This is a genomic window from Stieleria varia, assembly GCF_038443385.1.
Lineage (GTDB): Bacteria > Planctomycetota > Planctomycetia > Pirellulales > Pirellulaceae > Stieleria > Stieleria varia.
Window position 1 is genome coordinate 5394877 of sequence record NZ_CP151726.1, and the last position, 25529, is coordinate 5420405.

The 25529-nt window shown below is 56.9% G+C and carries 14 protein-coding genes; 6 read left to right on the top strand and 8 right to left on the bottom strand.

The genetic code is table 11. From position 1 onward, the window contains the following. Positions 1 to 3: 3 nt before the first annotated feature. The 4 genes from bshB1 (at position 4) to Pla52nx_RS18280 (ending at position 8798) form a co-directional block, all read left to right on the top strand. Entirely contained in the window at positions 4 to 735 is a 732-nt protein-coding gene (gene bshB1 / locus Pla52nx_RS18265) for a bacillithiol biosynthesis deacetylase BshB1 (protein WP_146517917.1), read from the top strand. A 2519-nt stretch (positions 736 to 3254) separates the two neighbouring features. Then, positions 3255 to 5519, top strand: coding sequence for a hypothetical protein (locus tag Pla52nx_RS18270; protein WP_342190197.1), 2265 nt, complete (start codon positions 3255 to 3257; stop codon positions 5517 to 5519). A gap of 130 nt (positions 5520 to 5649) precedes the next feature. After that, a complete protein-coding gene (locus Pla52nx_RS18275) occupies positions 5650 to 6252 on the top strand; it encodes a sigma-70 family RNA polymerase sigma factor (RefSeq protein WP_146520230.1) in 603 nt (200 codons plus the stop codon). Between the two features lie 8 nt (positions 6253 to 6260). Next, positions 6261 to 8798 (top strand): serine/threonine protein kinase, encoded by a 2538-nt coding sequence (locus Pla52nx_RS18280; RefSeq protein ID WP_146520231.1) that lies wholly within the window; start codon positions 6261 to 6263, stop codon positions 8796 to 8798. 154 nt (positions 8799 to 8952) lie between these two features. Here the strand turns inward: Pla52nx_RS18280 and Pla52nx_RS18285 are convergent, their stop codons facing one another. The 6 genes from Pla52nx_RS18285 to Pla52nx_RS18310 form a co-directional block, all read right to left on the bottom strand. Next, a complete protein-coding gene (locus Pla52nx_RS18285; protein ID WP_146520232.1) occupies positions 8953 to 10146 on the bottom strand; it encodes a hypothetical protein in 1194 nt (397 codons plus the stop codon). Next, positions 10143 to 11228 (bottom strand): MlaD family protein, encoded by a 1086-nt coding sequence (locus Pla52nx_RS18290; protein WP_146520233.1) that lies wholly within the window; start codon positions 11226 to 11228, stop codon positions 10143 to 10145. Before Pla52nx_RS18290 ends, Pla52nx_RS18285 begins: the two co-directional genes overlap by 4 nt. Next, a complete protein-coding gene (locus tag Pla52nx_RS18295; protein WP_146520234.1) occupies positions 11228 to 11968 on the bottom strand; it encodes a hypothetical protein in 741 nt (246 codons plus the stop codon). Before Pla52nx_RS18295 ends, Pla52nx_RS18290 begins: the two co-directional genes overlap by 1 nt. A 5-nt stretch (positions 11969 to 11973) precedes the next feature. Then, entirely contained in the window at positions 11974 to 12858 is an 885-nt protein-coding gene (locus tag Pla52nx_RS18300; RefSeq protein WP_146520235.1) for an ABC transporter permease, read from the bottom strand. Positions 12859 to 13085: 227 nt separating this feature from the next. After that, positions 13086 to 14576 carry a DUF1501 domain-containing protein gene (locus Pla52nx_RS18305; protein ID WP_146520236.1) on the bottom strand — a complete coding sequence of 497 codons (1491 nt, stop codon included), beginning with the start codon at positions 14574 to 14576 and terminating at the stop codon, positions 13086 to 13088. Between the two features lie 55 nt (positions 14577 to 14631). Further along, a complete protein-coding gene (locus Pla52nx_RS18310; RefSeq protein WP_231742002.1) occupies positions 14632 to 19785 on the bottom strand; it encodes a DUF1549 domain-containing protein in 5154 nt (1717 codons plus the stop codon). 371 nt (positions 19786 to 20156) lie between these two features. On the opposite strand from Pla52nx_RS18310, the gene Pla52nx_RS18315 reads away from it, so the two are divergent. After that, complete coding sequence (locus tag Pla52nx_RS18315; RefSeq protein ID WP_197454611.1) at positions 20157 to 21416, top strand: prepilin peptidase; 1260 nt, start codon at positions 20157 to 20159, stop codon at positions 21414 to 21416. A gap of 281 nt (positions 21417 to 21697) precedes the next feature. Further along, on the top strand, positions 21698 to 22504 hold the full coding sequence (locus Pla52nx_RS18320) for a hypothetical protein (RefSeq protein ID WP_146520238.1): 807 nt from the start codon (positions 21698 to 21700) through the stop codon (positions 22502 to 22504). Positions 22505 to 22941: 437 nt separating this feature from the next. Here the strand turns inward: Pla52nx_RS18320 and Pla52nx_RS18325 are convergent, their stop codons facing one another. Together Pla52nx_RS18325 and Pla52nx_RS18330 are read right to left on the bottom strand one after the other, a co-directional pair. Continuing rightward, the gene (locus tag Pla52nx_RS18325) at positions 22942 to 23940 is read right to left on the bottom strand and encodes an NAD(P)-dependent alcohol dehydrogenase (protein WP_146520239.1); all 999 of its coding nucleotides are present in this window, start codon (positions 23938 to 23940) and stop codon (positions 22942 to 22944) included. A 361-nt stretch (positions 23941 to 24301) separates the two neighbouring features. Then, positions 24302 to 25423 (bottom strand): hypothetical protein, encoded by a 1122-nt coding sequence (locus Pla52nx_RS18330; RefSeq protein WP_146520240.1) that lies wholly within the window; start codon positions 25421 to 25423, stop codon positions 24302 to 24304. Positions 25424 to 25529 lie beyond the last annotated feature (106 nt).

Sequence of the window (25529 nt, forward strand, 5' to 3'; positions counted from 1 at the left end):
CAAATGATTCACACTGCTGAGCCCCGGGACATTGGCGAGATCGAGCCTTTGGACTTTTTGGTGGTGGCACCCCATCCGGACGACGCCGAACTGGGAATGGGCGGCACGATCGCGAGGATGATCCAGCAAGGCTGGCGGGTGGGAATTTTGGATTTGACCACCGGAGAGCCGACGCCGCACGGTAGCGAAGAAATCCGCCGCGCCGAAACGCTAGCCGCCACCGAGATCCTCGGGGTGACTTGGCGGGGCAACGCGGGGCTGCCCAATCGTGAATTGCAGCACACACTGCAGTCACGTGCCCTGGTCGCCAGCTACTTTCGGATGTTGCGTCCACGCTGGATCTTTGCCCCCTACTGGCACGATGCCCATCCGGACCACATCGTCGCCACGGATCTGATCGAAGCCGCTCGGTTTTGGTCCAAGCTCAGCAAGACCGACATGCCGGGCGAGCGGTTTCATCCCGAACGTTTGTTTTATTACTACTGTGTCCACCTGCGATTGGCTGTTCAACCCAATTGGATCGTCGACATCAGTCAGCAGTGGGAAAAAAAGCGGGCCAGTGTTGCGGCATATGAAAGTCAGTTCATCACCGGACGTCCGACCGAGCCGGTGACGTTCTTGGACCGCGTCGAAGCGGACGCCGCGTACTGGGGCCGGCTGATCGACCGACAATACGGCGAACCCTTTGCCTGTAAAGAACCACTCGCGCTGACCAGTCTACGAGACGTGTTCTGAACAAAGCAAAATGCGAGCTGCAACGCGTCCACTACAGGGAAACTCTTGTCTGCCTCATGCCTTAGGAATGGCTGACGATGGACCAGGAAATGGTTCCAGATGGTAGCCGGCGCTCGAGCGTAGCGAACACCGCCGGTGGATGCGTATGGTGGTGTTCGTTTTCGACTTGGAAAGTCGAACGACAATTGTCGCTCGACTTTCCAAATCAATAGCGTGCCCCGTCAAACGTTTTACCAATCCCAAACGTTTACTTGCGCAAAGCGGCCCCCTCCCTCGCATTCGCCTGGACGGCTCCGCTCGACCTCCCCCAAGTTCCTTGGGGGAGGTGACAGTGTGCGTTTAACGACTAGCCGCAGGCGTCATCGCCGCAACCGACCGGATTGCACCGCAGAGTCAATCGCCGCATCTGCCTTCGCCTTCAGCTACGGGTCAAACGGATCTAAAGGGCGTATGGTTCGTGCTCGGCCGTACGGTAGCGTTCGTTTTCGACTTGGAAAGTCGAACGACAATTGTCGCTCGACTTTCCAAATCGATAGCGTGCCCCGTCAAACGTTTTACCAATCCCAAACGTTCACTTGCGCAGACCGGCCCCCTCCCTCGCATTCGCCTGGACGGCTCCGCTCGACCTCCCCCAAGTTCCTTGGGGGAGGTGACAGTGCGCGTTTAACGACTAGCCGCAGGCGTCATCGCCGCAACCGACCGGATTGCACCAAAGTGGCAAACGCCGCATCTGCCTTCGCCTTCGGCTACGGGTCAAACGGATCTAGAGGACGTATGGTTCGTGCTCGGCCGTACGGTAGCGTTCGTTTTCGACTTGGAAAGTCGAACGACAATTGTCGCTCGATTTTCCAAATCGATAGCGTGCCCCGTCAAACGTTTTACCAATCCCAAACGTTTACTTGCGCAGACGGCCCCCTCCCTCGCATTCGCCTAAACGGCTCCGCTCGACCTCCCCCAAGTTCCTTGGGGGAGGTGACAGTGCGCGTTTAACGACTAGCCGCAGGCGTCATCGCCGCAACCGACCGGATTGCACCGCAGAGGCAAACGCCGCATCTGCCTTCGCCTTCGGCTACCGGTCAAACGGATCTAGAGGGCGTATGGTTCGTGCTCGGCCGTACGGTAGCGTTCGTTTTCGACTTGGAAAGTCGAACGACAATCGTCGCTCGACTTTCCAAGTCGATAGCGTGCCCCGTCAAACGTATTACCAATCCAAAACGTTTACTTGCGCAAAGCGGCCCCCTCCCTCGCATTCGCCTAAATGGCTTTGCTCGACCTCCCCCAAGTTCCTTGGGGGAGGTGACAGTGCGCGTTTAACGACTAGCCGCAGGCGTCATCGCCGCAACCGACCGGATTGCACCGCAGAGTCAATCGCCGCATCTGCCTTCGCCTTCGCCTTCGGGTCAAACGGATCTAGAGGGCGTATGGTTCGTGCTCGGCCGTACGGTAGCGTTCGTTTTCGACTTGGAAAGTCGAACGACAATTGTCGCTCGACTTTCCAAATCGATAGCGTGCCCCGTCAAACGTTTTACCAATCCCAAACGTTCACTTGCGCAGACCGGCCCCCTCCCTCGCATTCGCCTGGACGGCTCCGCTCGACCTCTCCCAAGTTCCTTGGGAGAGGTGACAGTGCGCGTTTAACGACTAGCCGCAGGCGTCATCGCCGCAGCCGACCGGATTGCACCGCAGAGTCAATCGCCGTATCTGCCTTCGCCTTCGGGTCAAACGGATCTAGAGGGCGTATGGTTCGTGCTCGGCCGTACGGTGGTGTTCGTTTTCGACTTGGAAAGTCGAACGACAATTGTCGCTCGATTTTCCAAATCGATAGCGTGCCCCGTCAAACGTTTTACCAATCCCAAACGTTTACTTGCGCAAAGCGGCCCCCTCCCTCGCGATCGCCTGGACGGCTCTGCTCGACCTCCCCCAAGTTCCTTGGGGGAGGTGACGGTGCGCGTTTAACGACTAGCCGCAGGCGTCATCGCCGCAACCGACCGGATTGCACCGCAGAGTCAAACGCCGCATCTGCCTTCGCCTTCGCCTTCGGGTCAAACGGATCTAGAGGGCGTATGGTTCGTGCTCGGCCGTACGGTAGCGTTCGTTTTCGACTTGGAAAGTCGAACGACAATTGTCGCTCGACTTTCCAAGTCGATAGCGTGCCCCGTCAAACGTATTACCAATCCCAAACGTTTACTTGCGCAAAGCGGCCCCCTCCCTTGCGATCCCTGCCGGGATCAAGCGTGATTCGAGGGTCGTCAACTGTCCGCGTAGGGTAATGTTTTCCGCATTTCCGAAATTCTTTGACAGAAATCGACAGGTAACCCTGTAGCCCCAAATGAAGCCGCTGAGGCTTTCGTGTCGCCCGGGCTGGGTTCCCGTTTGGATGGGTGGGCCTGATGGTGGTGCACGCCAGAAAAACAAAACTTGGCTCCCCCCCTCCCAAATCCTGGCGACGCTCAGCGAGCCAGGATTTGGGGGTGAGGGGGAATGAGAATCAACAACATCCAACGAATCGAGCCTGTGATATGACACGCCGTAAGTCATCGCTGATCATCATGAACACTTCACAACTCTGCAAACAAATCGCGAACGTTGTACGACGGAAGACCGGTGCCGATCGAAAAGGACGTGGGCGAGTGCGCTCGTCCCGGCTCGGCATGGAACGATTCGAAGACCGTCGTATGATGACGGTTGCCTTCTACTCGCTGCCCGATCATTTCCTCGCGGTCGATCAAGGGTTCGACACCAACACGGACACCACGTACTTGGTCGGCTCGATGAATCAACAAACCGATTCGCCCATTGCCACACTCGTGACGTCGGTGGACCTGGAGACGTTTCAGGTGGATGAGTTGATTGGCTTGGGGCCAGGCACACAAGTCGAAGGAATCTCCTCGGATGGAGTTCGCATTGCCGGCGTTTCAAAATCGCCTGGTTCGATAAGTGTTGGCGAAGGAACCACGTGGCTAAGTTCCGCGCCAGACTCTCCAACCGGCATTGGTTTCGTGCCTGGGAATCCAGCTACGAGTGTCGCGATTTCTGCCTGGTCAGGTGGAGTTGTTGGCGACCAGGGCGGCATCCAGGATGGGATTGTCTGGACTCCAACTGGTGGACTGGTGGTGCTGTTCGACGGAGGTGGCGGCTCTAGCGTGGTAGATGTATCAGCGAATGGAGACACTTCTGTTGGTGATGCTTCTTCGATTGTCGTGGGCAGCGTTGGTGCAGCCTATTGGGATTCTACGGGCTTTCATGCCTTGCCGACTCCGAATGGTGATACGAGCCAGGCCATTGCGATATCGCCGAACGTTAATTTTATCGGCGGAAATATTGCATTTTTTGACCCGGCTACCTTTGATGGAGGACTGCAGGCCACCGTCTGGACCCTCGTCGATGCCGACTACGAACACAATTTGCTCACGTGGTCCGATGGTTCTCGTGTGCGGGGCTCCGTCGTTGATGTTAGCGACTCCGGCTACGCCGTGGTGTCGCTCTCCGGTGTCACGAGTGGGAGTTTCGGTGGCGGTGCGGCCATCTATCATGCCGACGTCGGTGTTTTGTCTTTGGCCGACTTCGTCGCTTTGCATGGTGATGGGATGCAGTTGCCGGACCCGAATGTTGTTCCTGTTGCCATCTCCGATGTCGCCGACGGTGTGATTCAAATCGCTTTTGAGACGCTGATCATCAAGGTTGACGTCAACGATGGCATCACGACCGTCGAAGGCACCGAGGGGAGCGACAACATCACACAACATATCGCCGCGGGCGAATCACTTCGTATTCACGGCAACGGTGGCAACGATCGAATCACCGTGTTCGTTGACGGTCCCGGGGCGACGTTGATCGTCGATGGGGGAACCGGAGACGATCACATTGTCGTCTACAACCGGGCTGCGGATTCCAGCTTGCAGATCGTTGGTGGCGAGGGTGACGAAACCGTCTCGCTTCACAGTACCAACGCCTCCGATGCAGCCATCGACGTCGATCTGGGCGGAGGTGCCGATACGTTCATGTCCTACGTCATCCAGTCACCCGGGATCGCGTCCTTCGTGGACATGGGTTCCGGCGACGACGCGGTGTACAACCACGTGCGAGAGTCTGATAGTAGTGTGTTTGGTTTTGACCTCGGCGAGGGGACCGATCGTTTCAGCAGCTACGTGTTCTACTCGACCGACGTTTCGGTGGGAGTGTTCGGCGCTGGTGGTGACGCTCGTGTCTCGCACTTCGCGTACGCTTCGCCCGGTTTTGTTCAGGCGACGGTCCTGGGCGAAGGCAATCACCGAGTGACCAACTATGCGTACTACTCCAACGGCGGCCGAAACGCCGTGTCTGTCGGTGGTGGACGTTCGATCGTCTACGACTACGTTTTCGCTTCCGACGACGTGCATGGTGTGTACGATTTCGGCGACGGGCGTTCGGTGTTCACCGGCTACGCGATGCGCAGCAACCGGGTAACGCACGAAGTGTTCGCGAGCAGCGCACAAACCCGCAGCCGTGGATTCGCAATCGGCAGCCTGGATTACAGCGTCACCCGCAGAGATCTCCACAGCGAGCTGAGCACGGACCCGGTGGGAGTCTTGGACGAGGTGGCGTGTTGGGTATGGTTGGGCGGATGGTGGGGACGTTGTCGCCTGCGGCTTGGCGTTAAACGACAATCGCTCGACGTTCCAAGTCGAAAGCGTGCTCCTGCGGGCGTTTTGCCACCCCCAAACGATGACGCAAAGGGGCAACTTTGTTCTGCTCGTCAATCAAAAGAGCTGTATTTTAGGGGCAGGACGACATTCCTTTGGTGACAACCGGGCATTTGGGGGGATTTTGGGGCACACAGGTGCGGACCGAATACGGTATCATGACGCATTCAGCTTGGCGGTTTTGACAAAGAGTCAATCTACATACTGCCTGCCGTTTCGGGTATTTGGAACGATGAGTTCAATCACTGAATTACTGTGTCGAAGTCGCGACGGAAAAGAGGGCGAGACCGACCAACTGTTTTCCGCCATGTACGACGACCTACGTCGTCTCGCGGGTCGTTTTTTACAGAACGAACCGCTGCGCCATCGCCTGAGCTCCTCGTCGCTGGTCCATCAAGCCTACATGCGGATGGTGGATCAGTCACAGATCAACTGGCAGGGCAAAACGCACTTCTTTGCGATCGGCGCCACCGTCATGCGGCGCATTTTGGTCGATCACGCCCGCAAGGTCCATTCGCTGAAACGAGGCGGAGGCTGGGAACGACGTCAGTTGACCGACGAAGTCACGTTCGAGCTGAGCCACGATGCGGATGTCGTCGCCCTGGATGATTTGTTGAAACAACTCGTCCACCTCAATCCGCGTCAAGCGAAAATCGTCGAGCTGCGATTCTTTGGGGGCATGACGATGCGTGAAATTGCCGCCGAGATGAATCTGGGACTGCGAACGATCGAGAAAGAGTGGGCGATGGCACGTGCTTGGATGCGACGGGAGCTGCGCAAAGACGATCTCGACGAACAAGATGCGGATTCCGGTTCCGAGTCGCCATCGGTTTGAGTCATTTGATGGATGCAGATCGTTACGCACGCGTTCGCGAGCTGTTTCTAGCGGTGGAGGAACTGCCACCGAGCGAGCAGCTTGATTACCTGAAATCTCAGGCGGGCGATGACCAGGAGTTGATCGACGAAGTTCGTTCACTTTTGTCGGAACACGACGCCGAGCTGGCGCGGATGGAGGGTGAATCGGCAAAGTCTCTGCTACCACCGGCCAACGACCCTGCGGTCGCGGCCAACGGGTTCGTTTTATCTGACGAAGTCGCCGCGTTGAGCGACGGCAGTGAAGCGACCTCGGCCACTGTGAACAGCGGAACAAAGCAGGGGGACTCAGCGACTTTCCGCTCCCACCCCGACAGCAAACACGCCGCAGCACGTCGTCGCGCCAATGAAGATTCAAAGTCGTCGGCCGCCAAGCCGGCCTCGGGCGCACAAATCACCCAGCACGGTTCACAGCGAACGCACGCTTCGCCACGAGACTTTGATGCACCCTCAACGGCCAAGAAATCGAAGGAGAAGGAGTTCTGGCAACACAGGGCGCGTCGCCATCGACGGTTCAATTCCGGCTGGCTGTGGTTCGCCGCCTTGCTGCCGACCGCGTTGGTCGGATGGTGGACGTATCACCAAGTCAACGAGAGTTTGCAGAATGCGATCGGCAATGAACTCAATGGCGTTGCCAACAGCGTGTCCATCTCCGTCGATCAGTTCCTCAGCGACAAAGCGAAGTTGACAGAGTCATGGGCGAGGCAACCGGTCATTCGCCAAAGTGTGATGGAACTGCTGGAAATTGCGAAACAACCCGACGCGAATGCCAAACTAAAGACGGCAGAGCAAAACGATCTGATCTTGCACCAACTGCAGGAGCTTTCCGGACGGGAGAATGTCAAGTTTGTGGTCTGGGCCCCCGCGGGAAAGATACTGGCGAGTTGGTTGCCCGATCGAGCGGACGTCGGTGGTTCGATCGCACCCAGTGGCGCGGCGAACCTGAATCGCGCGATGCGGGGTGAGACCGTCCTGTTCGGCCCTGAGATTTTGCGAGACGAAAGCAACGGATTTGTTCCCGAAACCAGCGTTCCGGTGATGGCGGAAATTGTTCCCGTTCGCGATGACGACAACGAAGTCGTCGCCGTGATGCTGGTGCGTGGATTTGGCATGTTTGCCGATTTTGACCGACTGTTTCGACAGGCGGCGGAGGCCGGCGGGCTGGATGTTTATGCGGTCAGCAGGGACGGAACGATGATCACCAACAGCCCACAAGCCAGCGTGCTGGCTGCGCAAGGTGTCTTGGCAGCAAAGGAAAGTGAAATCGCCGCGCAATTGCGGGTCAGTGATCCCGGGGTTGAGTTGACCCGTGGTAGCAGCAAGGGCAATCGAATGGCGCAGGCATTGACCTATGCCGCCGCGGGTGCCTCGTCGGGACAAGAAAACCTGCAACTGTCTCCGTATCGCAACTACGCGGGAATCCCCGTCGTCGGTGCGTGGCGTTGGCAACCTCGGTGGCAAATCGGAATGGTGATCGAACGCAGCGCGAAATCGGCCTTTTCGACGGCTCGAATTGTTCGATTCGGTTTCCTGATGCTCGGCGCGTTGCTCTCCGTCACAGCGTTCATCGCTGCCACCCAGATCGCCAAACGCACAGCGCTTGCGCAAGCAGCGACACATCCACTGAATCGCTATGAGCTGTTGTCCGAGTTAGGCAGCGGTGGCATGGGAGTTGTCTACAAGGCACGACACAAACAACTCGGACGCGATGCCGCGCTCAAAGTCCTCAGGAGCGATCGTCAAAATCGAGACGATCGTTTGAGGTTCGATCGCGAAGCCAAACTTGCTGCTTCGTTGAGCAATCCGCACACCGTGACGATCTACGATTACGGACGCAGTGACGAGGACGAAGCGTTCTGTGTGATGGAGTTCCTCACAGGAATCACACTGTACGATGTGGTTTCACGCAGCGGACATCAGTATTTCGGACGTGTTCTGTTCATTTTGCGACAGATCTGTGATTCGCTAGGTGAAGCTCACGCGTTGGAATTGGTGCATCGTGACATCAAACCGCAAAATGTCATGCTGTCGTTTGACCCATCCGTCGGTGACTGGGCCGTCGTATTCGATTTTGGATTGGCCAAACCACTCACACCCGACGCGGGGTCGTACCAGACCGCCGAGACCATTTGGGCCGGGACACCGATGTACATGGCACCAGAACGCTATCGAGAGCCCAACAAGATCGACCCGAGAAGTGACATCTATTCCGTCGGTTGCATCGCCTATTACTTGCTCTCCGGCCGACCACCGTTCATCGAGTGTGACCCCGAATCCTTGTTCGCACTGGTGCTGACGGAGCAACCGATCAGCATCGCAACGCATCGCGATGAATCGGTGCCCGATGATATCAACGAGATGGTGGCCAAGTGCATGGCGAAATCGGTTGACGATCGATTCAGCTCGATCGACGAATTGGCCGCACGCCTGGACGAGTTGCGTCAGCAGTATTCCTGGACGGTACACGAAGCAGCAGGTTGGTGGCGAATCCACGGCAGCGAAGTTTAGGTGTAGCTCCGGTAGGTCATGCTCTGCATGACGCCATCCCTCCAAAACAATTCAGCCAAGCCGGAAATCCCCAAGTGTATTCTCCGAAACCAATCCGCCGGCCGTTGAGGTGGTCATACCGGATTTCGTCATGCAGAGCATGACCTACCGAGGATCACAATGTCGGTGCAAGTGAGTTCTCAAGCTCGAAGACTTCCGCTAGCGTGTCCGAACGATCATCCGACTCACTGGCAAGGTCCTCCGTGGACTTGTTCTTCGCTGCCAACGCATCGCGGATTTTGACGGCAGTCAAACGCAGTCGAATTTCAACGTCCTGGGTATCTTGCATCAACGCGAATTCGCTGGCTTGGCGAATCCGTTGCCACGCTGCGTCCAGTTCGCCGCGAGCGTATCGGATCCGTGCCGAACGAATCAGACGGTCGACGGCCAAGTCCACTCGTTCTGTTGCGGCGTACGATTCTGCCGCTGCATCGAGCACGTTGGGGATTTCGCGATAGTGTCCGATGCATCGCAGCATCTGGACTTCACGGTCGCGATGCGCGCCGGCTTGCATGAAACCGGCTTCCAGATCATGGATCGCAGCGGCAACATCGTGTCGATCCGCATGAAGTGAAAAATCACAGGACTCGCTCGTCAACTCGCTCGCTCGAGCCAAATGCTGTTTCGCTCCACACAAATCCAACTGTTTGGCAGCTAACCGAGCGCGAGCCAACTCAATCCGGGCTTCGTACCCGCGTCGGCAGTCTTCTTCTGCCTTGTCCTCTGCATGGTGTTTTTCCAAGCAGCTCAGCCGCACGTCACAGCAATCTTGGGGCACATCGTTGCCACAGGCCGCGGACGGACCACACAAACAACACGTATCAACGGCATGGCACGGCGGGCAAGTCATCGCGGCGTAATTGACGAACCTTTCCGCGTCTTCAAAGCAGTTTTGAGCCATCGCGATCTCAGCCGACAACAGCCACGTGTTGCCCGTGGACGCGTTGGCACGGCGCAGTTCGACGCGAGAATCGACGAGCCACTCGGACGCTTCGGCATATCGCTGTTGGCTGACCAGGATTGCCGCCAAGTTGTACGCGACGGTGCCTGATTCGTAGGGGTCATCGATGGCCCAGGCACGCAGCAACGCTTCGTCATACTTTTTCTCAGCAACGACCAGGTTTCCTTCCTGATACGCACCGCGTCCATCTTCGACGTCACGAGAAAGAGATTTGTCGTTGCCGACAAGCTGTTTTGGCGCAGACGCACATCCTGCCGCTGTCAGCAGGACGCACGGCAAAGTGATCGCGATGAACAGGCCACGGGGAATGAGTCGTGCACGCGGATTGTGAGCCGCCAGTCTTGTCATCTCACCCCTCCACTTCGGACCGCCGAGGGGGAGAGCTGCTGGGTGGGCTTTTTGTCGTTTTGAGAACGTCGCAGCAACCAGTGATCGTTGATGTCGCCGACCAAGTCTTGAGTGTCGCTGACGGTATCGTTGATTCGCTCGGTGGTTCCGGGCAACTGCTCCGCTTCGCCGCGAACGATACGGACAACGGAACGTGTCTCCTGGGTCAATCGCTGGATCATTTCTGCGGTTTCCCTCAACTTCGCCAGCGTTTGCGCGACATCCTGTGCCGTACGATCACTTTTCTGATCGATTCCCGAAGCGAGTTGTTGGACGCCTTCTGCAGCCTGCGTGGCCGACAGTGCCGAGCGTTTGATCTCGGCGATCGTTTGCCGAACTTCTTGGTCCACCAGCTTGTCAACTCGCTCGGTCAGCTGCGTCACCTTGGCTTCCAAAATCTGGGTTGACTGTTGCACTTGCGCAAACGCGTCGACGGCTTGCGGACGTATGGCTTCGCTGGTCGCTAGGATGGAGTCGAATGCCGTCTCGCTGGTTTTGAACGCGGGATCGATGGTTTTGTCAAAGGACTCGTTGATCTTTTTCGCCGTGACATCAATGGAACTGCCCGCGGTTTCAACAGAGATCGCCATGCTATCGATGCGATCGTCATCACCGCGAAAGCGATGAATGGTCGATCCCGGCGGAATCTGCTTGGCCGGCTCCGTGCTGCCCGGCAGACGGTTACGTCGGATCCGAACCACCGGCGCGCCGACACCAAACTTTCGATCCAGCTCGACTTCGGAATCCGTTGTGATCTGATCGCTCCGCTTGGTCTCGATTCCAAGCTCAACGCGGACAAGCTCTGTGTCGTCCACGTACTGCAACGACTCCACTTCGCCGACCGTTTCGCCCAAGATGATCACTTCGGCGCCGGTACGGAGTTGACTGGCCGTTTCCTCCGGCAGCTCGATGTAGAACCGATCTTTCTTGACCGCCAAACGCGTGAAGAGCCGGACCGACACGACGCAGCCGATCAGGAAAACGACCATCAAGAACACGCCCACGATGTGATTGGCGTATCGCAAACGAATGGGTTCATTCATCAGTTCGCTCCCTCGCTCGTCAGCCTATTGTTGATGATCCGCCAGTGTGTCACTGGCTGTGCAAAGGACAGCGAATGATCGTCGCGGTCACCGGCAAAGAAGAGAACGGCGGTTCCATTGGACCGTAGCTCATCGATCACGGAGACGAAATCTTTGAACCTCGCCACGAAGACGAACTGCAAGGGACGCTCCAGGATCAACAGACGCGGACGCCCACTGACGGCGCGGATCAGTTGACATATTTGCAGCAGTGACGGCTCCACGATGGATGGTCGATTCGACAAGGCTCGTCCCACCAGATCGACTTGGTCGCCCGATAAACGTTGCATCCATTTGCCTATTTCGGATTCCACGTCTGTCTCCAACACGCCGTGATGGACTTGAGAGAGAACCAAGTTGTCGCGGACTGTCAGATTTTGTACCCATGCCGATCCAGCAAACACGCGTCCAATCTGGCTACGCATTCGGAAATGGCGATCGTAGTCTTTCCCAAGCCAGTCACCACCCATGAACAAGATGGTTCCCGAATCCAAAGGCTCCAGTCCCAAAATGGCCGATGCCAGATCGCGAGGGTCATGGTTTCGGTCCAGACTCACCTCCACCAGTTCACCTGATCCGATCGATGCGGAGAAGTTCTGCATTCGTAGTGACGTTTCACCGCTGCCGAAAAAGGTCACATCACGAAACTGCAACGTTGCCGTTGCTGGTTCTGCAATCGTTTCACTGTTAGCCTCTGACATGCCGTTCACCCGAATTGAAACACGAGGAACTTGTTGTAGAACAGAATCGACAAGACCGCCGAAACTGCAAACACGGCTGTCAAAGCACGGATTCCGGCTCGGCTGGCGATGCGTGGCACGTCGGTGATTCTTCCCCGAGCCTTGACGCCCTCTAGACAACAGATCACACCCGCGAATCCGCCCGCGACCAGAGTTTTAGAAACAAAAAAGATCAGATCCTCCGGCTCAAAATTGCGGGCGATATGACCGTAGAAATCATTCCACGAGGTTCGGATCGCATCCATCATCGACCCGATCGCGTAACCGGTCACCATCATCGTGACGGCCGTGATCATCGCCAAGCAGAACACACTCAACATCACTGCCAACACACGCGGCATGATCAAAAACGTCATCGGATCGATCCCTTGTGAATCGATGACTTCGAACTCACCGCTCACACGCATTGCAGCCAGTTCGGTGCTGATTGCGATTCCACTGCGCCCGATCACGACGAGACATGCCAACATCGGGGCGATCTCGCGGACAACCGTTCGCCACAGAATCGGGGCGATCTCGTCCGTCGAAATGCCAGCCGCGTCCGCCCATAGGACGGCTTGCACGATCAACAACAGCCCTACCGCCCCGCCGAATCGCATCGCGGCTGGGATCGCATCCACCGCAGTGAACAGGACTTGACGGGAAAAGACTGCTCGCACAGGCGGTGTCCAAGTGCGAGGCCGGGACGCCAATGCTAGCGTCGCCCACAGCACGGCGGCGATGTCGGCCATCCGCAACAGAAAATCGACAAATAGTTCTCCGACGAACTCACAAAGCTGCCAAAACCAACCGATACCGCTGCCGGCGATGTTGCGCAATCGAGCGATCGATGGGGCGAGAGGTGCAGGCACGTGTGAATGGAAGACCGATGGAGAAATGGATCAATGGGCAAAACCGTACTCATTGATCCAATCGGCCGAACCGGGTGCTAACGTTCCTGCGAAGCCGGACAACTGTTACGATGGGATCGTTGCCACGCCGTCTAACCGGCGCAATCGTCATGGTCGCGCCAGGGGTAGGTCATGCTGTGCATGACGTCCGTGGACTGTTTGGGGTATGTCAGCCTGGAGCTGACGTACTATGACAGCAATTGCGTCAACGCTTGTGCTTTGACCAATTCTCGCGGTTGGTTGAGGTGGTTGTAGACGATTGTTTCGGGATCGATCCCAAAGCTGTGATAGATCGTCGCGAGCAGCTCGGCGGGGTGGACCGGATTTTCCAACGGGGCGGATGCGGTCTTATCACTCTTGCCGTGCACGTAACCACGCTTGGTTCCGGCACCTGCCATTACCGCGGTGTAGCAATACGGCCAGTGATCGCGTCCGTCATCGGAGTTGTTGTTGCCGCTGGTGCTGACACCGCGTTGAGGGCTACGTCCGAACTCGCCCACTGCGACCACGAGCGTATCCTCCAGCATTCCTCGCTCATCCAAATCGCTGAGCAAAGTCGACAAGCCGCTGTCCAACATCGGCGCCGATTGATCTTTCATCCGTTTGCTAAGTCCGGTGTGCTGATCCCAAGAATGATTGTCGCTGTTAGCGACCTTGGGCCAGATGACTTCCACGACCCGCGTTCCGGCTTCGACCAATCGACGCGCCAACAAGCAGCTTTGGCCAAACGTGTTGCGACCGTAACGATCACGCAGCGCGTCGGATTCGCTGTCCAGATCGAACGCATCTCGGGCACGTCCGGAGACGATCAGCGACAAAGCCCGATCGTAGTAGGAGTCCAACTCAAACGATTCAACGGCTTTGTTGATATCGGGCATTTGCTCATTCAACAACGTGCGTAGTTGTGCGCGACGTTTCAGTCGAACGCTGAATACCTCCGGACGCAAACGCAGGTCGTCGATCTTGATGCGATTCATCTTGGACATGTCCAAATCGTCGCCATCGGGATACAGCGTGTAGGGATCAAACGACTTGCCCAGAAATCCTGCCGTACCGCCTTTGCCCACTACGTTGGATTCTTGCAGGGGGCGAGGCAGCATCACGAATGGCAGCATCGGCTCGTCTACCGGACGCATCTTGATGATGTTGCTGCCGAAGTTTGGGAAATCCTTTGGCGATGGCGGTTCCAACTGACCAGACGGGCTGACTTTGTCCGTCGTGTAGCCGGTCATCATTTGATAGATCGCCGCGGTGTGATTGAACAAACCGTTGGGCGTGTACGACATCGAACGGATCATCGTGAAACGATCGTTCAACTGGCTCAATTGCGGCAGGTTCTCGGTGAACTGGATGCCGGGGATCTTGGTGCTGATCGGTTTGAAGATACTCTTGACGTTGTCGGGCACGTTTTCCTTGGGATCCCAGAGATCCAAGTGGCTCGGGCCGCCTTGCAAGTAAACCATGATGATGCTCTTGGCTTTGCCCCAACCCGGTGCCCCTTTGCCGTGCTGAGAGGTGCCTGCGGCGGAGTTTGCGGCCGAAGCAGATTGCAGCTCCAGCAGGTTCGGCAGGGTCAGACCCAGCATTCCGCAGCCGCCGACTCGCAGGAACGTTCTGCGTGTCGGGGCCAAGTGTGGATCGCAAAGGTCCTTGGCTCGAAATCCTTTGAATGACAACATCGTGGATGCTCCGTGTGAGTACGAGTGTGCGGCAACGTATCGGTGGAAATGGGAATCAGTGATTGAACAAGAACGCGGGGCTGTTGATCAGCGCCCAAGTCAAATCTTCTGCGGCCGTCAGACGTGCGTGATCCAATTGTTCTTTGCTGAACTTGGCGTCTTCACGTAATCGTACCAGTCGAGGATCGTCGGGCGTGGGCTGTTTGAGCGTGTCACGTCGCTTTTCCAAACGAGTCAGTTCTTCGTCGGCCGGGACCGGCTGATTGGCGGCCGCGAGTTTCTCGTTCGCTTTTTTGAGGCCATCATCGGTTTTGGAGACGTAGTCGGTCAAACGTTTGGTTAACTCTTCGCCGCGTTTGTCGGCCGGTACCGACACGGCGGCTCTCAGTGGCTCGGACAGTCCCAGCGGGATGTCGCCGGTCGCCGTGGTGGCACTGATGCGGAAACGTCCCAACTGATGGTGTTCAGCAACATGGAATTGATGCAAACTGAACGTCAGCTGTACACCGTCTTCATTGGCGATCGGCTCTTTGAGTTTGTAAGTGATCCAGTGGTCAGAGCCGGTCGCGCCGGAGACCGCCCAGCCACCGTTGCCTCGTTTCTGGCCGTCAAAGGTTGCTTCGGCGGTAAACCCGTCCTGCAAGAAATCCGCTTTGCCACTTTCGATACCGACTGCAGTCTTCTTCTTGGGTTCCTTCAGCGATGCGGATTGGATTTCGAATTCCGTGACGACGAAGTTTCCGTTGGGCGGCAGGCCCGGTCCGTTCGCCGGTAGCGACGGGTCCGAGAGTGCTTCCAACCGGAAGCCGGTGATCTGCTTGAGATTCGTTTCATACGTCACCGTGTATACCCCCGTGCCTTTCTCGCCGCTGGCAACGATGGAGCGGTCGGGTTGCGGGGTCAGGACGGCTTTGTTCGTTGCCGTTGCCGCAGCGCTGCGTAGCGGATGCCACTCCACATCGTCGGCATTCTTCGCCTCCCAAGCCTTGACCGATTCACCCAACTTGGCGGTCGCCTCCTCCACTCCTTTTTTGGCAGCGGCAATTCGTTCCTCCCGCTCTTTGGCCAGCTTTTCTCGCTCCGGTTTGATCGCTTCGGTGCGTGCCACGATCTGTTGTTCGGTCTCGGCGAGATTCTGTTCTCGGATCGATTCCAACTCCGCGCGACGGGTCTTCCACTGCGCTTCGGCAGCAGCCAACTCTTCGGTCAACAACTGATGATCGGATTCGATCTGCTGCTTGATTTGGCTGAATGCGGCGAACTCGTGCTCACTAGGCAGACGTCCGAGTGATCGCAGAAAGATCTCGTTGACGAGTTCACGATCGTCGGCGTGCTGCTCCACGATCTTTTCCAGCTCGTTCTTGGGGTCCGCAATCGCCGAAGCGATGGTCGGGCCACCGATCAGCGCCATGATCGGGCCGAGCTGCAAATCGCTGGATCGTTCGCACTCGCAGGCGCTTTCCCGAACCGGACGACCGAGGTTCTGCAGGAAGCCGTCCTTGAGTTTGACGCCCGAATCGGTCAACGCGGCGGCTCGGGTTCCTTTGGGCATGCCGGGGATGTCGCTCTCGGAGCCTGTCAGTCGGTGAACCGCGTCATAGATGACTTCCGCTGGCAATCGTCGCGGCAAGGCGTGCGAATAATTTAGCGTGTCGTCTTCATTCCATTGATTGGTTTCCACACTCAGTTGATACGTCCGGCTGGTGCAGATCAAACGCAAGACATGGCGTGTATCGAATCCAGACTCGACAAACTCTTGAGCCAAATGGTCCAGCAACTTCGGATTGGTGGGTGGATTGCCGGCACGAATGTCATCGATCGGTTCGATCAGACCGACGCCGAGCAAGTATCCCCAGAGCCGATTGACGTAGCTCTTTGCAAAGTAAGGATTGTCGGGTGCCGTCATCCACTGAGCCAACTGTTGGCGTCGCGTCACATCGTCGCCCTCAGGCGTCTTGTAATCGACCGGATAGGGAAACTCGGGGGGGACAACGTTACCGGTGCGAGCATGTTTGATCTCGCCATCTTTTTTATCAACCACTTTTTCGAACAGAGGCGTTGCACCTTCGACCGCCGTTCCGCCGATCTTTCGGTCGCCTGATGCGGGGTCCTTTTCCAGTCCGACGCGACCGAAGAAAGCGGCCATCTCGTAGTACTGGTCTTGGGTCCAACGTTCAAAGGGATGGTCGTGGCATTTGTTGCAATTGAATCGAATGCCGAGGAACAAATGGGTCGTGTTCTCCATCGTGTCTTCGGGATTCCGCAACACCTTGTAATAGCTTGCCGCCGGGTTGTCGTTGTTCGAGCCCGACGCCGTCAGGACATCGCGCGCAAACTGATCGTAGGGTCGGTTTTCGGCAACGGCGGCGCGGATCCAATCACGGAACTTGGTGCTGCCTTCGACCCCCAGGAACTTGCGATTGACCTGCAGCAGATCGGCCCACTTGTTGGTCCAGAAATCCACGTACTCTTCGCTGGCAAGCAAAGCATCGACGACCTTTTCGCGTTTCGCTCGCGTCGGCGTCTCATCGGCCAAAAACTCTCGTACGTTTTGGCTGGTCGGCGGCATGCCTGTCAAATCCAGGTACACACGTCGCAGGAAAGTCGCGTCGTCGCACAGCGGGCTCGGGGAGACTTTCACACGATCCCATTTCGCGGCGACCAACTCATCGATCGGACTCCAGGTTTCCACGTCGGACTGTGCAAATCCACTGCGGTCACCCATCACCGTCAGCGTCGTCGCCGCGTACTTGCCTTCGTAGCGTGCCAGAATCGGAGCTTCACCACGTCGTACGGAGGTCAACAAACCGCCTTTGGCCGCCGTCGCGACTTCGGAGTTGCCACTGTCAATGAAGGCTTCGCGCGTCACGTCACGTTTTGTCCCGTCGGCATAGTGTGCAATCAGACGCACCTGTTGCTGCATGCCGATGGTTTGAACGACGGGGTTGATCGGAAAGATCTCCAGTTGGCTGACACGCGGTGTCTCCAGATTCAATTGACTGCCGTCCGCGATCCAGCGTTGCAACACGGCATGATAGGGATCGCCCTGGACCATCAACGAACCACCTTCGTGCGGCGTCAAGCCGAGTGGCTTGCGCAGCATCAGCGAGTGTTCGGGTGCCGCAGGATTGATACGACGAGCGGCCAAGTCATCCGTCAACGCTCGCAGATCAAAGATCGGATCGTAACCGCGGAGCGAAAGCTTGAATCCCGCCTTGCCCTTTTGCGCCCCGTGGCAGGTTCCTTGGTTGCAACCCAATCGGCTCAGGATCGGGTTCACGTCGCGTACAAAATCCACCGCGCCCGTCTCCGGTCCGGCATCGCTGACATTGGTGGCCGCCGAAACAATCTTTTGCTGATGCGAGCCAAACTGAACCGTGATCTCGCCGGAACCATTGCCGCTGGGGCGAATCAATCCCGCTGCGTTCACGCTGAGCCATTGCGGTGCCTGAAACTGGCAATCACGTGTGACATCGATGCGGTCACCCGCCTCCGTGGTTGCAGTGACGATCAGTTGGCAATAGGCATAGGGCGAATCGAGCTCAACGGACTCTGGGTACACGCTGATCCCGTTGATAGTAGAGGCATCGGGTTTGGGTGTGGAACCAACTTCCGGCAAAGCGTCTTGCCATTGATTCGGATCGAATCTCGGATGGGCAACGGCAACCGACGCGACTTTGGAGGGCAGCGAAGAAATGGATTTCACCAAATCGCCCGTCGGCGAATAATGACGAACGGTCCCGTCTCCGCAAGCGACGAAGAACTCGTTGTTGCTGGAAACGCAAATCGCGTAGGCTGCCGCGTCAGCGATGGTGACTTTCGCCAGTGTTTCTACTTCGCCACCGCGATAGGCAGTGACCTTCTCATTTTCTGCCGCTGATCGATCGGCGACACGTTTGGCGAGGATGGACTTGATCTCATTCTCGAGTTTGCCGCTGAAATCGTACTTCCAGACCTGTGCTTCGCTCTTTCCGTCCAGTGTTGCGACGGCTGCGATTCTCGAAGCGTCGGGGCTGATGGTGACGGAGGAAATGCGTCCGCTGAGTTTCGGGAGGCTGCGGATCAAGTTCGCGTCGTCACCGATCTTGCGGGCCGTTTCGCGAAAGACACGATAGACTTTGGCAACACCGTCTGCGCCACCGACAACGATCTCGTCTCGTTCGTGGTGAACATCGACACTGTTCAAGCCTCCCGAAAGTGCCCCCGGGGTGATCGAAGTGATGTTGTCGATGAAGCGTTCCGTTTCGACTTCGGTCAGCTTGCATGACATGTCACGCGCGACGCTGATCACATGCTTGCCGTCCTTGGTGAAGCCGACGTCGCGTACCCAATCATCGTGAGCACCTTGAAACAATACTTGCAAACCTGTTGTTGAGTCGATTGCTCGGACCACGTTGTCCGAAGCACCGAAGGCCAGCATCTTTCCATCGGGCGACCAGTCAGCCCCGCACAACGCGTCGTAGGTGTACGGTGTGGATAGTGATAGCTCCGCCGATTCGACTTCCCAAATCTGTACTTCGCCTGCAACCGCTGGGGTTCCGCCAACAGCCGCCAATCGTTTGCCATCAGGCGAGAAACGCACGGAGTTGATTCGAGGGCTCATGCCGACCAATCGGTGCGCCAGTTTGCCGGATGCGATATCGATCAATAGGACTTCGTGATAGCCCGCGACCGCAAGCCACATTCCGTCCGCTGAGACGTCGATGGAGGTCGTTGCCGCGGGTGCGTTGTAGACTGGTGGGTTGTCACTGCTGAATGCGGGGCCATCAGATTGGGGCGAGTCGTTCACCGCACCTTGTTCGATCCAGCGGGTGATGGTTTCTATCTCGGGTTCGCTCAGTGGTTTCGCCGGCGGTTCGGGCATCTCGGCGACACCATCGACGACTTTGATACGATCGAGCAAATAGCTTTCCGATGGTTTGCCGGGTACGATCGCCGCTTTCGTCGACTCGCCGCCAGCCAACAGGGCGGCAAAATCCGTCATCAAGTATTCGCCTTGCTGCTTGGCTCCCTGGTGGCATCCCAAGCACTGGCGTCGAAAGATCGGCAACACGTCGTCGTGATAACTGACTTTGGCCGAGTCAGCTGCCAAGTCCTTGGGGGCGTCCTCGGGAGACTGGTCCGCCCGGGAGACGTTGGCCAAACAAAGCGCCAAACCAAAAACCAACGACTTGCAGAGTAAGCGTCGATGTGCGTTGAGTGCAAACACAGATAGAACCTGGTGGGAACGGAATCGTTCCACCGGTGATTCGGTCGCGACGGTGAGAGCTTGATCGTTTTCCTGCGAAGCAGATCAAGCCGTCCGTGGGAGCGATGAAGCCCGATGGGAACGTTTTGGTCTGACAACGCCAATCCAACACCAACAACCGATCAGTGAAGGTAGCCCAGAAAGGGCAGGCGGGGATGTTCGAAAGCCCCGCAACGGGATCTTTCGCACCGCTATACTTTAACGGTGGCAATTCAAATCGTCAATGAAAGACTTTTGCAGCCGCCTATCGCCCCCCGTTGATTCGGCCGAAGATAGAGAAGCTGGAGCCCCAAAACCTCGATCAACGGACAAAAACAGTGATTGCGTGGTGGATGACGATTTCAATGGTTTTGCGGATCGCGATCCTTGCGGTCGTCGGAGCCGGGCTGGGGGCGGCGGCGAATCACCTGATCCACCGCTGGTGCCTGTTCAATCCTCGCCCGATCGGGCCGTGGGGTGTCCTTCATCCAGCAGCGACTCGACGCACAGCATTGGACCGGGTGCCCATTCTGGGCTGGCTGGGCATGAGCCGTGAGTCGGAGCTTCACGGAAAAGGGTTTTGGGTGCGCCCAATGCTGATCGAATTGGCGATGGCTGTGGCGGTCCCAGGACTGTATTGGTTCGAGTCGCAGACCGGTCTGTTGCTGCCCGGCGCATTCCGAAATCCCGCCTCGTTGGCTCAGTTTGAACCGTGGGGGACACAGATCTTTTTCGGTCACTTGCTGTTGCTGACGCTGATGGTCGCAGCCACCTTCATCGACTTTGACGAGCAAACGATCCCTGACATCATCACGATTCCGGGCACGCTCTTGGCGTTGACTCTGGCATCCTGCTCCCTGTTCTGGTTCCTGCCGACAGCAACCTTCAACGCTGCGGCCAATCGTGTGCTGTGGTATCCGACCACCTTTGAGATTCCGATACCGCCACCGGATGCAAAATGGTTTTCCGCTCAAGGACTTTGGACAGGGCTGGCCATTTGGACTCTCTGGTGTTTTGCCTTGGCGGACCGTCGATTGATTTTGCGTCGAGGTCTGCGGAAAGCCGTCGAGTTCTTTTTTGCCGGCCTGGTTCGCTATCCGACTTGGAAACCTCTCTTGGTCATGTGGATCGTCGGCTTGATCGCGGTCCGGATCGTCTGGGGAATCGGTGGCGATGCATGGCACGGTCTGCTCAGCTCCCTGGTTGGGTTGGCGGTCGGCGGAGGAATTGTGTGGGCGATCCGAATCGTGGCTTCGTTGGCGATGCGTGTGGAAGCGATGGGTTTTGGCGACGTGACCTTGATGGCGATGATCGGCGCCTTCCTGGGCTGGCAAGCGTCCGTGATCGCGTTCTTTCTCGCCCCGATGGCTGCCATTGCGATCGTGTTGGTTTATTTCATCATCACACGGGAATCGCGTGTTCCGTTTGGCCCGTACCTTTGTGCCGGCGCGTTGCTGACAATCTTTTTCTGGGACCAAGTGTCCACGCACTGGTTGATGCCGAACTTGGCATTGATGGGGCCGGTACTGCTATGGCTCGGCTTGTCGATCGTCGGCTTGATGGGCGTGATGCTGTTTGTCTGGCGGTTGATCAAGATTTCACTGTTCCGCTAAATGCAGTACCGTTCCACATTCGTTTAACCCGTGCCCGCAGGGTAGGCAGTTTTCCATATAGCGTCGCCTTCGGTTGCCGTTTAAACGAAAACGCCACAGCCGATTGCTTTGTTGAACGGTATTGCTGCTAAACGGGAACCAAAACGCTGAACGGTTCGTAGTACAATTCTCGTCAATCTCATCGTTGTCCGTTCATCACGTCCGCTGATTTTCGTCGCGAGCGGGCTCCCTGCGAAACGGCACGCCGCGGTCTCGACGCATCGAATCAGGAGTTATGTGCCATGCAGCCTGCTGATGAAACGGACCCAAACGGTCCTGAATGTGCACACGCCGCCGATACGCATACGCGAAGCACGGCAACACCGGGGCCATACACCAACGACGCGGCATTCTCCTGGATTCTTCGCGGTTTGGTGATGGGAGTCCTGATACTGGGCACCGCCAATGCGTTGTCGTTCTTCTTTCGCTCTCAGGGTTGGGGCAGTTTGTTGGGTGTGATGGAACCGGCTGACGAAGCGATCGGGTTTCCGTTGCAGGTTTGGGAAGAAGGCGGAGGGTATGGTTCACACGCGATGAACAAGACGGCTTTCGCCATCAACGCTGCCGCCGGGATCGGACTCGGCGTCATCATCGGAGCGTTCGCAGCGATCAATCGCCGAACACTCAACGAGATCATGAACCGTCTTGCCGGATCAGGTACCGAGCATCGCGAAGTGCGTCTTCAATTCTCACTTCGGGGACTGATGGTGACCACGGTGCTGGCTGCGCTCGCGGCAGCGACCGTACGTTACTTCACGCCACGGGTAGAGGTCCTGGCGGCGGTGTACGCGCTCGGGCCGATAGCGTTGGTGTTGGTCGCGTTCTTGCCTCGCGGGTTTTCGTGGCAGCAGCGAGTCGCCATCATCGCGCCAGCCACGGTGATTTTGATTGCGGTCACGATCACTTTGGGTGTCGCATTGGATGTGGCGTTCGACAAAGTCCTGATGGGAGTTTTCATTTGCTGGACACCACAAACGGCCATTGCCGCGATGGCGCTCACCGCCTGGGTCATGCTACGCGAATATCGAGAAATCCGCGCGGGAATTTAAGTTGATTCAACAAGCCGGTGGCAAATACGGAAACAGCCTGCTCATATCAGCTGCCACGCGATAGCGTCCGGTTCTCACGCCTGCATTCGGGAACCGGACGCTATCGAGAGCGTCCCGCTTAGAACGCATGGTTTCACGTTGAATCTCAAACAAAATACCAGCACGCAGCGCAAGCGAGTGAATAGAAGCACAAAAAGACGATTCACTCGCTTGCGCGTCCTGCAAGTAAAGACGAGAAAAATGGCTGGTGCGATCTACTTTCTAAGCGGGACGCTCTCTATCGCGTGGCGGCTGATGACGGGCTAGGCCGGGCCGCTTGTCACGGCTCACTAAATCAGCAGTCTCCTGCGTTGAGAGAGGTGACAGAAACCTGCGGAGCGTCGCTGTGCCACAACCCCGATTTTTGAACAGCCCAGTTCCGTCTGAATCATTCCAATCTAGTCTCTGACCAAAACCACTTTTCCTCGTCCGACTCCGTTCTCGACTCGGCGATGGGCGGCGGCCACATCGGTCAATGAAAACCGGCTGTCAATCGTCACGTGCAGTTTTCCAAGTTCGTACAACCGGATGATCTCGCGAAGGTCATCCGCCTTCGGTTTGGCCAGCATCACTGTTCCAGACTTCGACAGCGGCCATGTCAGCAACGTCATCAGCATTCCAGAAACATCCGGCTCCGTCGAAACGTATCGACCGCCTTCACTCAAGACTTCTCTCACATCCAAGTAACCTGACTTGCCAGCCGCGTCGAAGACCAAATCCCATTGCTCGACCGACTTGGTGAAGTCAAACTTTTCGTAGTCGATGAATCGATCCGCCCCTAAACTGAGACAGAAAGATTCATTTTCTCCGCTCGCAACGGCCGTCACGTGGGTGTCATACGCTTTCGCGATTTGTACCGCAAACGCACCAACACCACCGCTCGCTCCGTTGATCAGCACTCGCTCTCCCTTCTCAATTTTGCCGTGATCGCGCAGAGACTGCAGCGCCGTCGTGCCCGCCAAGGGGATGGCTGCCGCTTCGTCAAACGGCATCGACTCAGGCAGCTTTGCGGCGACATCAATAGCGCATACGGCGAAATCGGCACATGCCCCGCCACGAGCGTGATCGAGAAATGCCATCACGCGATCTCCTTTTTGGAACGGAGCATCGTCAGCACAATCGGCGATCGTCCCCGCGACATCGTAGCCGGGCACTCGGGGGAAACCGAACGGCAACAATCCCTTCATTTCGCCGGATCGCAGTCGATAGTCAATCGGATTGACACTCGACGCCGCGACCTCAATCAGCACTTGCCCGGGCAGTCGATCAGGTATCGGTATCTCCGCGATGTGCAGCACGTCGACATCGCCGTAATCGTCGTAGACCGTGGCACGCATGAAGCCATTGGTGGCTCGACTTCGTGATTCAGTCGTCTTCTCTGTGTTGATGCTCATCATTCTTCTCTCGGCTCCAGTTGTTCTGAATCGACGACACCCCGGTAATGGGATTCGCCAGAATTCTCTCTTCCTAGCCCGGATTATTCATGCGGATGACTGACCCTAGCGCAAACAGATTCTCGGCAATGAGTTGTGACATCGCTGGCAATTGCAGTCTGCTTTTCATAACCCGATGCGCAAGCGAGGGATTTACCGAGTATCCCTCGCTTACGCGTCGGGTTAGGAATAATCCGGGCTAGCCCGGATCACGCATCACCCGCAGCGGGGTAGCGCCGATCTCCATAGCAACTACGTAAGAACCGGACGCTATCGCGTGGCGGCTAATATTGGAACGATGCACATACCATCAACGGCTCGCATCTCAGTATCGAAAGACTGCTGCGATGCCTGAATCAAACGGCACCTGATCGGCCGGGCAGCAAAACACTTCTCCGCCATGCTGCAACGTCTGACAGAGAACTGCATTTGCTTGATCCGCGCTTACGCGATCTGAAGTGGCGATTTCACTACTCAGCATTACCGTGTCGACGCGACCGGTCTCGGCTGCTTCCGTTATCTCACTGATGTCACAAGAACCCTTGGACTGCGCAACTGCCGTGCCAAATCGCTCGACTTGATCAGCGTTGTCTTTCGTCAACTGTTTGGCGACGACGTCCTGGACTCGGTCATGAAGCTCTTTGTCGGTCCACTGAGACGGGCTACCCTCCACTTTCGCGTCGGCGGTGCAGTCCGTGGTCGATTCAAAATGCCCAGCGACTTCAGTGGTCGCTGCGATCACCAACGGTATCCCCAGATTGTACATCGCTCCCGACACCTGTTCCCCGACAAGCGACAGATACTGGTCACGATCGGCATTGATCTTGTCTTCTCCTTCGCCATGACCGTGGAACATCGCGGTCGACGGTCCAGCGTTGTTGATCGAGTTGCGATGACTGGTGTTCTGCAAACTTTCCTCGGGATCACGAGGCAGTACAAGATCATGAAACTTGGCCGGCAGCGATTCTGTCTCCACCAATTCAAGCTTGCCGTCACGCGACCGATACAACTTTGCCTCATCCCAAGTCAATGAAAGGACAAAGAAACTCTGATCGGCATCCTGCTGACCTACGAGAGGCAGCAGAAAAAACGAATCACCAACGCAAACATGCTCGTCGACCGAACTGGGCAATTGGACCAAGCGACAATGGTCCGCAGTCAGGTAAATCGCAAGTCCCTCTCCACAATGCTGCCAAAACTCAAGGTTGGTTGAAAGCGACTCAATGGGGTCGAGGATCGAACAATCGTGTCCTCCTTCCTCCAGCAGCTGCTTCGCCTTCGCGAACTGATTCTTGAAACGGATCGCACCCTGCTGTGTTTGGGGCCCTGAACGGTGAGTTGGCATGAGAATCGACACGCATGGCGATGCGGTTGTCTCTGCAAGCTCTTTCAGTTCGCCTGGTTTCAAACGACTCGGTGATTCGTTCCCGCTGGTGGTCGTGGACATGTCTTATCTCTCGTTGGAGGCTAAAAAGCAATCTGTTGCACGTGTAAACCGTACGAAGGGTCAACCAGTGCAAACGGAATGCCGCTCCCTACACTCAAGTCAACGG